This is a genomic window from Comamonas thiooxydans, from assembly GCF_000964545.1.
GTDB lineage: Bacteria > Pseudomonadota > Gammaproteobacteria > Burkholderiales > Burkholderiaceae_C > Comamonas > Comamonas thiooxydans.
In genome coordinates, this window is the sequence record NZ_BBVD01000001.1 from 213,892 (window position 1) to 228,535 (window position 14,644).

Below are 14,644 nucleotides of genomic sequence, written 5' to 3' on the forward strand. Positions count from 1 at the left end.
GATTCCTGGCTGCTTTACTGACGATTTACTTTGTAAAAAGATGCCGGAACTCAGGCACCTGAAAAACTTTTGTTCCTCAGACCTGATCAGGCTTGAACGATTCTGGCATCTAGAGTCTTCGCTATGAAAATGCAAGTACACAAGACTGACAAATGCAACATCGCTTTCCCAGGTTTCGCCAAGTCATCGCAAAGCAAGAAATCACCCATCTCCAAAATTTACCCATCGCCAAGCAAGACATCTCATTCAAAGATGGATGTAGCTAGATTAATCGGTAAAAATGCTGAAAACTTCTCGAAACGAGAAGACTTGAGCCTACCCCATGAAGAATTCAGAGCGCAGTTTTGCGCGCCGCATCGATCTCACCTCGCTTCAGCTGTTCGTCGCCGTGTGCGAACTGGGCAGCATTGGCCGCGCCGCTGAACGCGAGTTCATTGCAGCCTCGGCCGTCAGCAAGCGGCTGTCCGACCTGGAAGCGACGGTGGACACCGCCCTGCTCTATCGCCACAGCCGCGGCGTGACGCTGACGCCGGCCGGCGAGAGCCTGCTGCACCATGCGCGCAATGTGCTCTACGGGCTGGAGCGCATGCAGGGCGAGCTCTCCGAATACGCCGACGGCGTGCGCGGCCATGTGCGCATGCACGCCAATATGTCGGCCATCGTGCAGTTTCTGCCCGAAGACCTGGGAGCCTTTGCGCGCGAACACAGCCAGATCAAGATCGATCTGCAGGAGCACCTGAGCCCCGACGTGCTGAGCGCCGTGGCCGAGGGAACGGCCGATATCGGCATCTGCACGCTGGGCAATATCAGGAGCAGCGAAGGCAATCAGGCCACCGTGCAACTGACCCAGGGCAATGTGCCGCTGCAGTACCGCAGCTATCGCAAAGACCGACTGGTCGTCGTCGTGCCCGAGCGCCACGCCCTGGCCGACCGCGAAAGCGTCGCCTTCACGGAAGTGCTGGAATGGGACATCGTCAGCCTTCATGCGGGCTCCTCGATCAGCCTGGCCATGCGCGCTGCTGCAGCCCAGGCAGGCCACCCGCTGCACCAGCGCATCCAGGTCACCAGCCTGGACGCCATGTGCCGCATGATCGACAACGGCCTGGGACTGGGCCTGCTGCCCGACCGCGCATTCGAGCTGATGCATGGCGTGGGCCATCTGCGCGCCGTGCAGCTCACCGACGACTGGGCGCACCGCGAACTCTGCGTGGTGGCCCGCGACTTCGAAGCGCTGCCGGTGACCACCCGCCTGCTGGTCGATCACCTCTGCCCCGCCAGCGCCAAGGCTTGAAACATCGCATCAAGCCACAACAGAATCCTCCCAACAAACCAACCTCACGAGACCACCATGGGACGCACCCTCTACGACAAGATTTTTGACGAGCACGTCGTTCACACCGAGGAAGACGGCACCTCCGTCCTCTATATCGACCGCCATCTGGTGCACGAAGTCACCAGCCCCCAGGCCTTCGAAGGTCTGCGCATGGCCGGGCGCAAGCTGTGGCGCGTCAGCTCGGTCGTGGCCACGGCCGACCACAACACCCCCACCGACGGCTGGGAGCGCGGCTATGACGGCATTGCCGACCCCATCAGCAAGGAACAGATCACCACGCTGAACAGCAATATCGCCGAGTTCGGCTCGGCCGCCTTCTTCCCCTTCATGGACAAGGGCCAGGGCATTGTTCACGTCATGGGCCCCGAGCAAGGCGCAACCCTGCCCGGCATGACCGTGGTCTGCGGCGATAGCCACACCTCCACCCACGGCGCTTTCGGCGCGCTGGCCCACGGCATCGGCACCTCCGAGGTCGAGCATGTGATGGCCACCCAGACCCTGCTGGCCAAGAAGGCCAAGAACATGCTGGTGCAGGTCAACGGCAAGGTCGCGCCCGGCATCACCGCCAAGGACATCGTGCTGGCCATCATCGGCAAGATCGGCACCGCCGGCGGCACGGGCTACACCATAGAGTTTGCCGGCGAAGCCATCCGCGACCTCAGCGTGGAAGGCCGCATGACGGTCTGCAACATGGCCATCGAAGGCGGCGCCCGCGCAGGTCTCGTAGCCGTGGACGACAAGACCATCAACTACATCAAGGGCCGCCCCCTGGCGCCCACGGGTGGCGAATGGGATGCCGCCGTCAGCTACTGGAAGACACTGCATTCCGACGCCGATGCGAAGTTCGACCGCGTGGTGGAGCTGAACGCCGCCGACATCGTGCCGCAGGTAACCTGGGGCACCAGCCCCGAGATGGTGCTGGGCATCGATGCCGCCGTCCCCGATCCCGACAAGGAAAAGGACTCTAACAAGCGCGGCGCCATCGAACGTGCGCTGACCTATATGGCACTGGAACCCGGCAAGCCCATCAACGACATCTTTGTCGACAAGGTGTTCATCGGCTCCTGCACCAACAGCCGCATCGAGGACATGCGCGAAGCCGCCGCCGTGGTCAAGAAGCTGGGCCAGAAGGTCGCCAAGAACATCAAGCTGGCCATGGTCGTGCCCGGCTCCGGTCTGGTCAAGGAACAGGCCGAGCGCGAAGGCCTGGACCAGATCTTCAAGGCCGCCGGCTTTGAATGGCGCGAACCCGGCTGCTCCATGTGCCTGGCCATGAACGCCGACCGCCTGGAGCCCGGCGAGCGCTGCGCGTCGACCTCGAACCGCAACTTCGAAGGCCGTCAGGGCGCCGGTGGCCGCACCCACCTCGTCAGCCCCGCCATGGCCGCTGCGGCAGCCATCCACGGCCACTTTGTCGATATCCGTAAATTTGCGTAACCCCCTGAGTCGCTGCGCGTCTTCCCCCAAGGGGGACGACGGCCTTTGCTGCGGGGCGGCCCTTGCTGGCCGTCTCTGATGCAAGACGCGAACGTCGCCAAGACTAAAGATTCTGGAATCACACCATGCAAAAATTCACCGTGCACAAGGGCCTCGTTGCCCCCATGGACCGCGAGAACGTCGACACCGACGCCATCATCCCCAAGCAGTTCCTCAAGTCCATCAAGAAGACCGGCTTCGGCCCCAATCTATTCGACGAGTGGCGCTATCTGGACCAGCCCGGCCAGCCCGGCGTACCCGAAGCCGACCGCAAGCCCAATCCCGACTTCGTGCTCAACCAGCCCCGCTTCAAGGGCGCCAGCATCCTGATCGCGCGCAAGAACTTCGGCTGCGGCTCCAGCCGCGAGCACGCGCCCTGGGCCCTGGACCAGTACGGCTTCCGCGCCATCCTGGCCCCCAGCTTTGCCGACATCTTCTTCAACAACAGCTTCAAGAACGGCCTGCTGCCCATCGTGCTGCCCGAGGCCACGATCGACCAGCTGTTCAACGACGTCGCGGCCTTCCCCGGCTACGAGCTGACCATCGATCTGGAGCGCCAGGTGATCCTGAGGCCCCAGGGCGAAGAGATCGCCTTCGACGTCATCGCCTTTCGCAAATACTGCCTGCTCAACGGCTTCGACGATATCGGCCTGACCATGCGCCATGCCGACAAGATCAAGGCCTTCGAGGCCGAGCGTCTGGCGCAAAAGCCCTGGCTGGCGCATACCTTGATTCAGAAGTAACCCCCTGAGCCGCGTTGCCTAGGCGGCCCCGCGGCTTCCCCCAGAGGGGGACGACGGCCTTTGCCGCGAGGCGGCTCTTGCTGGCCGTCTCTCACTTTGGCCATGTTGGAGGTAAGGTTCTCTGCTGTGCCGGTCTCACTCAGTTGAGGGATGCCCGCCTCTTGAGCCCGAAGTAAAACTATCAATAAATGAGCTGCTTACGATTGTCATCAATAGACTTCGATAAATATTCAATCTGAAATCTATGAATAACGAGCGCAAGCAGCTATCAAATTAATCAAAGGAACATCATGAAGATTGCAGTTTTGCCCGGTGATGGCATCGGTCCCGAAATCGTCGCGGAAGCCGTCAAGGTGCTCGAGGCCCTGAATCTGGGTCTGGAGATGGAAACCGCTCCCGTGGGCGGTGCCGGCTATGAAGCTGCCGGCCACCCCCTGCCTCCTGCCACGCTGAAGCTGGCCCAGGAAGCCGATGCGATCCTGTTCGGTGCCGTGGGCGACTGGAAGTACGACACGCTGGACCGCCCCCTGCGTCCCGAGCAGGCCATCCTCGGCCTGCGCAAGGCCCTGGGCCTGTTCGCCAACTTCCGCCCCGCCATCTGCTACAAGGAGCTGACCCATGCTTCCAGCCTCAAGCCCGAACTGGTGGCAGGTCTGGACATCCTCATCATCCGCGAGCTGACCGGCGACATATACTTCGGCCAGCCGCGCGGCCGCCGTGTCGCTCCCGACGGCCATTTCCCCGGTGCCGAAGAAGCCTTCGACACCATGCGCTACACCCGTCCCGAGATCGAGCGCATCGCCCATGTCGCCTTCCAGGCCGCCCAGAAGCGCAGCAAGCGCGTGACCAGCGTTGACAAGGCCAATGTGCTGGAAACCTTCCAGCTCTGGAAGGATGTGGTCAGCGAAGTCGCCAAGCAGTACCCCGACGTGGCGCTGGACCATATGTACGTGGACAACGCCGCCATGCAACTGGTCAAGGAACCCAAGCGCTTCGACGTGGTGGTGACCGGCAATATGTTTGGCGACATCCTCTCCGACGAAGCCTCGATGCTGACCGGCTCCATCGGCATGCTGCCCAGCGCCAGCCTCAACGACAAGAAGCAAGGCCTGTACGAACCCAGCCACGGCTCGGCCCCCGACATCGCCGGCAAGGGCATTGCCAATCCTCTGGCCACCATTCTCTCGGCCGCCATGATGCTGCGCTTCAGCCTGGGCCAGGAAGCCGCCGCCCAGAAGATCGAAGCTGCCGTGCAAAAGGTGCTGGCCGACGGCCTGCGCACCGCCGACATCTACAGCGAAGGCACGACCAAGGTCAGCACCCGTGAAATGGGTGATGCCGTGGTCAAGGCACTGGCAGGAGTCTGAGGCCCGGAAACGGCTGATACCAGGCCACCGCCGCAAAGCGGTGGCTTTTTTGTTCGACGCAATTTTCGGCGCCAAACAAAACAAAACGTCAAAAATAAATCATTTATTTCGACGTTTTGACTAGAGTTTCAAGCACTTTTAATTCTTCAAGCTTTGGCTCTAGTCGCTAGAATGACAACTCTTATGTTTGCCGCACGCACCTTCGCTCCCGAGACCCTCACACCCGCAAAGCTTGCCGGTGTGAATGCGCGCGCAATCACCATTAAGACGATTACAGGCTGACCCAGCCCGGTTCGTCGCGCGCCCCTTCCGGCCCTGACGAGCCGGACGAAGCAGTCTCAAGCTACTGTTTTCAAAACTGAAAAGGCGTTTCAAATGAGCAAGCAATTGGTAGGTTTGGTGGGCTGGCGCGGCATGGTCGGCTCCGTGCTGATGGATCGTATGCAGGCCGAAGGCGACTTCGCGCTGATCGAGCCCGTGTTCTTCTCCACCTCCAATGCCGGCGGCAAGGCCCCGGCCATGGCCACGGTGCATACCGAGCTGAAGGACGCCAACGACATCGCCGAGCTGTCCAAGTGCGACATCATCATCACCTGCCAGGGCGGCGACTACACCAAGGAAGTCTTCCCCAAGATCCGCGCCGCTGGCTGGAACGGCCACTGGATTGACGCAGCCTCCTCGCTGCGCATGGAGGGCGACGCCGTCATCGTGCTGGACCCCGTCAACGACGACCTGATCCAGCAAAAGCTGGCTGCCGGCGGCAAGAACTGGATTGGCGGCAACTGCACCAACTCCATCCTGCTGATGGGTCTGGGCGGTCTGTTCAAGGCCGGTCTGGTGGAATGGGTCTCCTCCATGACCTACCAGGCCGCATCGGGCGGTGGCGCCAACCACATGCGCGAGCTGCTCAAGGGCATGGGCGTGGTGCACGCCGCCGTGGCCGACGAGCTGGCGACTCCTGCTTCCGCGATTCTCGAAATCGACCGCAAGGTGGCCCAGACCATCCGCGAAGATGTGCCCACCGAATTCTTCGGCGCGCCTCTGGCCGGCGGCCTGATCCCCTGGATCGATGTGCAGCTGCCCAACGGCCAGTCCAAGGAAGAATGGAAGGGCCAGGCCGAGGTCAACAAGATTCTCGGCACCGAGGCCGCCATCCCCGTGGACGGCCTGTGCGTGCGCATCGGCGCCATGCGCTGCCACTCCCTGGCCCTGACCCTGAAGCTCAAGAAGGACCTGCCCCTGGAAGAGATCGAGGCCCTGATCAAGGGCGGCAATCCCTGGGTCAAGTTCGTGGCCAACGACCGCGCACTGACCGTCAAGGAGCTGACTCCTGCTGCCACCACCGGCGGTCTGGAAGTGGCCGTCGGTCGTGTGCGCAAGCTCAACATGGGCCCCGAATATGTCTCGGCCTTCGTGATCGGTGACCAGCTGCTGTGGGGCGCTGCCGAGCCGCTGCGTCGCATGCTGCGCATCCTACTGGCAGCCTGATCCCGTCCACCATCAAGCCTGCGAATGGCTTGATCCAGCACAGCAAAGCGCCAGTCATCCTCGTGATGGCCGGCGCTTTTTTCATGTCCAAGCTCCAGGCTTGGGCGACAATTGCCCGCTTATTCGGGCGAATGCAAACCGTCAGCAAACCTACATTAGGTTTCATCTCGTTGCCAATCGACAACAATTGAGAGCCTTGCCAGCCATGCTTTTGCTCACATTGCAATAGCGTCGTTGACAATGCAAACTGTGTCCGCCGGGCCAAGAGACCTTTGCCGCCTGCTGGAATTTCCAATTTTTATGTGCACCGCAGCCACAAACCCGATCAAGAACAAGAGGGCTGTAGGCTGCACGAATCAAGTCTGAGCCCTATGCAACGCTGGAAACTATCTGCGCTCGCCGCAGCCACCCTCGCACTGTCAAGCCTCCCGGCCACCGATGCATGGGCATTGGCGCTGGGTCGCATCACGGTGCAGTCGGCTCTGGGCGAGCCCTTGCGTGCCGAGGTCGAGATCCCTCAACTCAGCGCTGCCGAGGCCGACAGCCTGCAGGCCGCTATCGCATCGCCAGCTGCATTCCGCGCCCAGGGCATGGAATTCACGGGCACGGCCAACTCGGTACGCGTGCAGGTGCAAAAACGCGCCAACGGCTCGGCCGTGCTCAAGCTCAGCAGCTTTCAGCCGGTCAATGATCCCTTTGTCGACCTGGTGATCGATGCCAACTGGGCATCGGGCAAGCTGCAGCGCAACTACACCTTGCTGCTCGACCCTCCTGCAACGCGCCGCCCTGCTCCTGCGCCCACCACCGCTGCCCAGGCCACGCCTGCCGTGGTGCCTGCACCTGCGCGTCCCGCTGTGACTGCACGCCCGGCGTCCAGCCCTGTCAACACGGCCGGCCGGGACCTGCGCAATGACCGCGATCAGGACGAAGCTGCAACCAAGCCTCAGCGAAAACGCCAGGCAGGCACTGCAGCACCGGCTGGCAGCAGCGATGAAGTTCGTGTCAGGACAGGCGACACCGCAGGTCGCATTGCTGCAGCGCACAAGCCAGCAGGCGTCTCGCTTGATCAGATGCTGGTCGCCATGCTGCGCAGCAACCCGCAGGCCTTTGTCAATGGCAATATCAACCGCATGCGCAGCGGCGCGGTGATTCAGTTGCCCGATCAGGCGGCCGCCCAGGCCACCTCGGCCAAGGAAGCCCGCCAGATCATGGCGGCCCAGTCTCAGGATTTCAACCAGTTCCGCCGTCAACTGGCTGGCGTGGCACCTGTGGCTCCTGTGGAAGCGGCATCGCGCAGCGCTTCGGGCCAGGTTCAGGCCCATGTCGCCGATGCCAAGGCCAACACCGCAGCCCCCGACAAGCTGACCCTGTCCAAGGGCTCCGTCAAGGGCGTGGCCGCAGATGAGCAAGTGGCCCAGCAAAAACAGGCCGCAGACCAATCTGCGCGCGCCGATGAGCTCAAACGCAATATGGCCGAGCTGAGCCAGATTGCGGCAGCCACCAAACCTGCAGGTACGGCTGCAGCTCCCGCTGCAAGCACACCGGCAGCAGCTGCACCAGCGGCAAGCCCTGCAGTCACCGTACCTGCGGCCAGCGCCGCCAATGCTGCAGCGCCTGCCTCCGCTCCGGCTGCTGATGCGGCTGCAACGTCTGCTCCCCCAGCCACACCCGAGGCGGCTGCAGCCGATGCTGGCAAGCCAGGCGACACCGCGCCTGCACCAACTCCGGCCGAAGGCGAACCGGCACAAGCCGCAGCCGAGCCTGCAGCGCCCGCACCGGCACCGGTTGCACCTCCCAAGCCTGTTGCAGCACCGGCCCCCATTCCCGAGGAGCCCAGCTTTATCGACAGCCTGATGGAAGACCCGACCATCCCACTGGCTGGTGCAGCACTGCTGGCCCTGCTTCTGGGCTATGGCGGCTACCGTGTTTCTCAGCGTCGCAAAGCCGCTGCGGCAGGCGCGGACAGCACGCTGGGCGACAGCCAGCTGTCGGCGGACTCCTTCTTCGGCGCCAGCGGCGGCCAGCGCGTGGACACCACGACCAGCAGCAGCCAGATGTCGGGCCAGTCCATGCAGTACTCTCCCAGCCAGCTTGACGCCGGCGATGTGGACCCGCTGGCCGAAGCCGATGTGTACCTGGCTTACGGCCGCGACCTGCAGGCTGAGGAAATCCTCAAGGAAGCGCTGCGCAGCGACCCCAACCGCCTGGTGCTGCACCAGAAGCTGGCTGAAATCTATGCCAAGCGCCATGACCGCATGGCCTACGCATCTGTAGCCAACAACGTCTTTGCCCTGACCCAGGGCAAGGGACCCGAATGGCAGCGGCTGGCCGATCAGGGCCGTATCCTGGACCCGGAAAATCTGACTTACCAGCTGGGCGGAGCTCCCCAGGCTCATGCAGCGGCAGCTGCGACCCCAAGCGCCTTCAGCCCCACCGCCCCCTCAAGCGCCCTGCAAGGCGGTGTGGCCGCCGCCGTGGGCTTTGGCTCGGCACTGGCTGCTGCACAGGCTGCGGAAGCCGCTGCCAGCCACGAAGGGCCACCCACAGAGCCCGCCGGCATGGACTTCGACATGGATCTGGAGCTGCCGGCGGACCTGCCTGACACCGCAGCCAGCGCAGCGCCTGTGGCCTCCGAACCCGTCTCCTTGCCCAACGAGCAGGATTTCGCGGCACTGGCACAGTGGGACATCCCTGTCACCGCATCCGAGCCAGCACCCGCAGCAGACAATGGCCTGAACCTGAACCTCGACGACCTGGCCTCGTTCAGCCTGCCCGCCACGGCATCTCAAGCCCCGGCCCCTGTCGCAGCTCCCGCGCCCGCCGAGCAAAGCTCCCTGAATGCGCTCGAGTTCGACCTCGACAGCTTCACACTGCCTTCGCAGGCACAGCCCGAGGCCGAGAGCGGACAGGAAACTGCGCCGCCGGAACTGTCTTCCAGCCAGGAGCGCCTGGACACAGAGCAGGACATCGAAGCCCTGACCTTGCAGCAGCCGGGTGAAGAGGCCGCCAGCCCTGCCGCCGCCCCTGCGCAAGCCGATGTGACTTTCGACCTCAGCGGCCTGTCGCTGGATCTGGGCACATCCGATATCGCTGCGCCAATCGATGCCGTGCCAGCGCCCTCCGAACCCGAAGACCCGCTGGCCACCAAGCTGGCCCTGGCCGAGGAGTTCAATGCCATCGGCGACAGCGACGGAGCGCGTACACTGATCGAGGAAGTGATCGCCGAAGCCCATGGCGATCTCAAGGCCAAGGCTCACAGCCTTCTCTCTCAGATTGGTTGATTGATTTGATGCATTCAGACCCCGCGCCGGGAGCCATGCCATGCGCATAGCTCTTGGCGTCAGCTACAACGGACAAGCCTATCGCGGCTGGCAAAGCCAGCCCGATGGCAACACCGTACAAGACAAACTCGAAGCGGCCCTGGGCCGCTTTGCTGCTCAAGAAGTCTCCACCATCTGCGCCGGTCGCACCGATTCCGGTGTGCACGGCCTGATGCAGGTCGTGCACTTTGACACCGAGTTGCAGCGCGCGCCCAACTCCTGGGTGCGCGGCACCAACACCTTTTTGCCCAAGGACATCGCCGTGCAATGGGCGGCCGAGGTCGCCGACGGCCCGAATGGCTTCCACTCCAGGGCCTGTGCCACTGCACGCCGCTATGCCTATGTGCTGCTGCAGTCGCCCGTGCGCCCCAGCGTCGACCATGGCCGCGTGGGCTGGGTGTTTCAGGCCCTGGATGCGCAGCGCATGCGTGCAGCCGCCGACCTGCTGCTGGGCGAGCATGATTTTTCGTCCTTTCGCGCTGCAGGCTGCCAGGCCAAGAGCCCGATCAAGACCCTGCGCCGCATCGACATCCACTACCGCCCCGCAGGCCAGGCACCCATGCGCGACGGACAGATGGAATGCGGCTACTGGCGTTTCGAGTTCGAGGGCAGCGCTTTTCTGCACCACATGATCCGCAACATCATGGGCTGCCTGATCTACGTGGGTCAGGGCTCCAAGCCCGTGGAATGGATGCAGCAAGTGCTGGAGGCACGCTCGCGCGAAGTGGCCGCCCCCACCTTCTCCCCTGACGGTCTGTACTTTCTCGGCCCCATTTACGATACGCGCTGGGGCCTGCCTGTAGACACCCCCCCGTTTGCCTGGCTGCCCTGAGCGGCCAGCGGCCAGCGGCCAACGGCCAACGATTGCTGCAACGTCAGAGATTTGCCATGTCTTCCATTGCCCCCCGCACCCGCATCAAGATCTGCGGCCTGACCCGCGAGCAGGATGTCGATGCTGCAGTGGCCGCCGGTGCCGATGCCGTCGGCTTTGTGCTCTATGCGCCAAGCCCGCGCGCCGTGACGCTGCAGCGCGCGGCCGAGCTGGCCCGGCGACTGCCGCCCTTTGTCACACCTGTTTTGCTCTTTGTGAATGAAACAGCTACCAATGTGATAGCTGCTTGCGACCTAATACCCAACGCCTGCGTGCAATTTCATGGTGATGAATCGGCTGCGGATTGCGAGGCCGCCACCCGGGGCGTGCAGCCCTGGTTGCGCGCGGCGCGCATACCCCTTGGAGACGATGCGGCGCGATTTGACCTCGTAGAATATGCCCAACGTTATTCAAAGGCCCAAGCCATCCTGCTCGACGCCCATGTCGATGGTTATGGTGGCGGCGGCAAGGCATTCAATTGGTCACTTCTGCCAACAAGCGTCGACTCTCACCTCGTTTTGTCTGGTGGACTCACGCCTGCAAACGTGACCGATGGCATCTTGCAAGTGCGCCCTCGCGGGTTGTCTCTGGCCGTTGATGTGAGCTCTGGAGTCGAGGCCGAAGGCCCCGACGGCAAGCCCCTCAAAGGCATCAAGGATGCCCACAAGATTCATCGCTTCATTGCTGCCGTACGTGCAGCTGATGCCCAAATTTTGCAGACTGACACATGTTTGAATACCAGTATCCCGACGTCCACGGCCATTTCGGCCGCTACGGCGGCAGCTTCGCCAGCGAAACCCTGACCCACGCGCTCACCGAGCTGCGTGAGGCCTACGCAAAGTATCAGAACGACCCCGAATTCATCGCCGAATTCCAGTCCGAGCTGGCACACTATGTAGGCCGTCCCTCGCCCGTCTATCACGCCTCGCGCATGAGCCGTGAAATGGGCGGCGCGCAGATCTATCTGAAGCGCGAGGACCTCAACCACACGGGCGCACACAAGATCAACAATGTGATCGGCCAGGCCATGCTCGCCAAGCGCATGGGCAAGCCGCGCATCATTGCCGAGACAGGTGCCGGCCAGCACGGCGTGGCCACGGCCACCATCTGCGCTCGTTACGGCCTCGAATGCATCGTCTACATGGGCGCCGAGGACGTGAAGCGTCAAAGCCCCAATGTCTACCGCATGAAGCTGCTGGGCGCCACCGTGGTGCCCGTGGAATCGGGCTCCAGAACGCTCAAGGATGCGCTCAACGAAGCCATGCGCGACTGGGTGGCCAATGTGGACAACACCTTCTACATCATCGGCACCGTGGCCGGCCCCCATCCCTATCCCATGATGGTGCGCGACTTCCAGAAAGTCATCGGCGACGAGTGCCTGACGCAGATGCCCGAGTTCCTGGGCGCCGACAAGCAGCCCGACGCGGTAGTCGCCTGCGTGGGCGGCGGCAGCAATGCCATGGGCATCTTCTACCCCTATATCCCCTACGAGAACACCCAGCTGTTCGGTGTGGAAGCGGCGGGCGAAGGCCTGGAGTCCGGCAAGCACTCAGCCTCGCTGCAAAAAGGCAGCTCGGGCGTGCTGCACGGCAACCGCACCTTCATCCTGCAGGACGAAAACGGCCAGATCACCGAGACCCACTCGGTGAGCGCCGGCCTGGATTACCCCGGTGTGGGCCCTGAACATGCATGGCTGCAGGAAATCGGCCGTGCCCAGTATGTGGGCATCACCGATCAGGAGGCGCTGGACGCCTTCCACTATCTGTGCCGCGCCGAAGGCATCATCCCGGCTCTCGAGTCCAGCCACGCCGTAGCCTATGCCATGAAGCTGGCCAAGACCATGCGCGCCGACCAGTCGATTCTCGTCAGCCTATCGGGCCGTGGCGACAAGGACATCGGCACCGTGGCCGACCTCTCGGGTGCCGAATATTTCGACCGTCCCTCCATGCGCGGTCTCACCGTCAAGGGCGCTCCCGGACATGATGCAGCCAAGGCTGCCGCAGGGGGCAACAAGTTATGAGCCGAATTACCGCCACTTTCAGCAAGCTCAAGGAAGAAGGCCGCAAGGCCCTGATTCCCTATGTGACTGCAGGCTTTCCATTTGCAGCCATCACCCCCTCCCTCATGCACGGCATGGTGGAAGCCGGTGCCGACGTGATCGAGCTGGGCGTGCCCTTCTCGGACCCCATGGCCGACGGCCCCACCATCCAGCGCGCGGGCGACAAGGCCATCGCCAACGGCGTGGGCCTGAGCCAGGTACTAGCCTATGTGGCCGAGTTCCGCAAAAAGGACCAGACCACGCCCGTGGTGCTGATGGGCTATGCCAACCCCGTGGAACGCTACGACCAGATCCATGGCGAGGATGCCTTCGTCAACCATGCGACCGCTGCCGGCGTCGACGGCGTGCTGATCGTGGACTATCCGCCAGAGGAATGCGAAGAGTTTGCAGCCAAGCTCAAGGCCCGCGACATGGATCTGATCTTCCTGCTGGCTCCCACCAGCACCGAGGAGCGCATGCAGCAGGTGGCGCGCGTGGCCAGCGGCTATGTCTACTATGTCTCGCTCAAGGGCGTGACCGGTTCGGGCGCTCTGGACACTTCGGCCGTGGAGGCCATGCTGCCGCGCATTCGCCAGCATGTCAGCGTGCCCGTGGGCGTGGGTTTCGGCATTCGCGATGCCCAGACCGCACAGACCGTGAGCCAGGTGGCCGACGCCGTCATCATCGGCAGCCGCATCATTGACCTGCTCGACAACCAGCCCCACGAGAAGATCGTTCCTTTGGCAATAGACTTTCTGCGTGGTGTGCGAAAGGCTCTCGACGCATAATGCACCCCTAGAAATTAGCCTCCCCCTGAGCGGCTTCGCTGCTTCCCCCTTGAAGGGGGACGACAGCCTCGCAGCGGGGCGGCCCTTGCTCGCTGTCCCTGACCGGGATTGCGCCAGTGCCTGCGCCGCGCCGCCCTCATGGGTTGCGGGTGGCGCGCAGTGCAGTGGAAACTGAAAAGGAAATAACCATGTCCTGGCTTGAAAAACTTCTGCCTGCAAAAATCCAGCAGACCAATCCGACGGAACGCCACCAGCAGATTCCCGAAGGTCTGTGGATCAAGTGCCCCAGCTGCGAAACCGTTCTGTACAAGACCGATCTGGAAAAGAACCAGAACGTCTGCCCGACCTGCGGCCACCACCACCGCATCGGCGCGCGCGCGCGTCTGAACCATTTCCTCGACGCCGAAGGCCGCTATGAAATCGCTCAGGAAGTCATTCCTGTCGACCCGCTGAAATTCAAGGACAGCCGCAAGTACCCCGAGCGTTTGAAGGAAGCACTGGAAAACACCGGCGAGACCGACGCACTGATCGTCATGGGTGGCTCCGTCAAGAGCATCAATGTGGTCGTGGCCTGCTTCGAGTTCGACTTCATGGGCGGCTCCATGGGTTCCGTGGTCGGTGAACGCTTTGTGCGCGGCGTGGAGACCGCCATCGAGCAGAAAGTGCCTTTCATCTGCTTCACCGCCACCGGTGGTGCCCGCATGCAGGAAGGTCTGCTGTCGCTGATGCAAATGGCCAAGACCAATGCCGCGCTGACACGTCTGGCCAAGAAGGGCCTGCCCTATATCTCCGTGCTGACCGACCCGACCATGGGCGGTGTGTCCGCCGGCTTCGCCTTCGTGGGCGATATCGTGATTGCCGAGCCCAAGGCCCTGATCGGCTTTGCCGGCCCTCGCGTGATCGAAACCACCGTGCGTGTGAAACTGCCCGAAGGCTTCCAGCGCGCCGAGTTCCTGCAGGACAAAGGTGCCGTGGACATGATCGTCGACCGCCGCGAGCTGCGTGATCGCGTCTCCAGCTCTCTGGCCATGCTGCAACGCCTGCCTGCGGACGCCGTGGAATAAGCACCGGCCGACCAAAAGTAAAAAGGCTGACGCAGCATTCATCTGCGTCAGCCTTTTTTTGTCAGTTTTAGCACCTCGGAACATCCAAAACACACCACACAGCAGGCTGTGGAATTGACGAGGCTCCGGGCAATACGGCTTTCCCGGCCCGGGCAG

The 14,644-nt window shown here is 62.8% G+C and carries 11 protein-coding genes; all 11 read left to right on the top strand.

Translation table 11 applies throughout. The annotated features are described in order from the left end of the window. Nucleotides 1-322: 322 nt before the first annotated feature. The 11 genes from Cth01_RS00990 (at nt 323) to accD (ending at nt 14,488) form a co-directional block, all read left to right on the top strand. The gene (locus Cth01_RS00990) at nt 323-1,291 is read left to right on the top strand and encodes a LysR family transcriptional regulator (protein ID WP_003064272.1); all 969 of its coding nucleotides are present in this window, start codon (nt 323-325) and stop codon (nt 1,289-1,291) included. 57 nt (nt 1,292-1,348) lie between these two features. After that, on the top strand, nt 1,349-2,770 hold the full coding sequence (gene leuC, locus Cth01_RS00995) for a 3-isopropylmalate dehydratase large subunit (RefSeq protein WP_034378709.1): 1,422 nt from the start codon (nt 1,349-1,351) through the stop codon (nt 2,768-2,770). A gap of 125 nt (nt 2,771-2,895) precedes the next feature. After that, the gene (leuD, locus tag Cth01_RS01000; protein WP_003057935.1) at nt 2,896-3,552 is read left to right on the top strand and encodes a 3-isopropylmalate dehydratase small subunit; all 657 of its coding nucleotides are present in this window, start codon (nt 2,896-2,898) and stop codon (nt 3,550-3,552) included. A 290-nt stretch (nt 3,553-3,842) separates the two neighbouring features. Beyond that, a complete protein-coding gene (gene leuB, locus Cth01_RS01005; protein WP_034353433.1) occupies nt 3,843-4,919 on the top strand; it encodes a 3-isopropylmalate dehydrogenase in 1,077 nt (358 codons plus the stop codon). Nucleotides 4,920-5,294: 375 nt separating this feature from the next. Next, entirely contained in the window at nt 5,295-6,407 is a 1,113-nt protein-coding gene (gene asd / locus Cth01_RS01010) for an aspartate-semialdehyde dehydrogenase (protein ID WP_034378706.1), read from the top strand. A gap of 371 nt (nt 6,408-6,778) precedes the next feature. Further along, the gene (locus Cth01_RS01015) at nt 6,779-9,688 is read left to right on the top strand and encodes a motility hub landmark protein FimV (RefSeq protein WP_045838328.1); all 2,910 of its coding nucleotides are present in this window, start codon (nt 6,779-6,781) and stop codon (nt 9,686-9,688) included. Nucleotides 9,689-9,728: 40 nt separating this feature from the next. Next, nucleotides 9,729-10,559 (top strand): tRNA pseudouridine(38-40) synthase TruA, encoded by an 831-nt coding sequence (truA, locus tag Cth01_RS01020; protein WP_034389371.1) that lies wholly within the window; start codon nt 9,729-9,731, stop codon nt 10,557-10,559. A gap of 56 nt (nt 10,560-10,615) precedes the next feature. Continuing rightward, the gene (locus Cth01_RS01025) at nt 10,616-11,401 is read left to right on the top strand and encodes a phosphoribosylanthranilate isomerase (RefSeq protein WP_034353420.1); all 786 of its coding nucleotides are present in this window, start codon (nt 10,616-10,618) and stop codon (nt 11,399-11,401) included. Beyond that, nucleotides 11,326-12,618, top strand: coding sequence for a tryptophan synthase subunit beta (trpB, locus tag Cth01_RS01030; RefSeq protein ID WP_003064250.1), 1,293 nt, complete (start codon nt 11,326-11,328; stop codon nt 12,616-12,618). Before Cth01_RS01025 ends, trpB begins: the two co-directional genes overlap by 76 nt. Next, complete coding sequence (gene trpA, locus Cth01_RS01035; protein WP_045838329.1) at nt 12,615-13,424, top strand: tryptophan synthase subunit alpha; 810 nt, start codon at nt 12,615-12,617, stop codon at nt 13,422-13,424. Before trpB ends, trpA begins: the two co-directional genes overlap by 4 nt. Nucleotides 13,425-13,612: 188 nt before the next feature. Beyond that, nucleotides 13,613-14,488 (top strand): acetyl-CoA carboxylase, carboxyltransferase subunit beta, encoded by an 876-nt coding sequence (accD, locus tag Cth01_RS01040; protein ID WP_003064244.1) that lies wholly within the window; start codon nt 13,613-13,615, stop codon nt 14,486-14,488. The last annotated feature ends 156 nt before the right edge of the window (nt 14,489-14,644 follow it).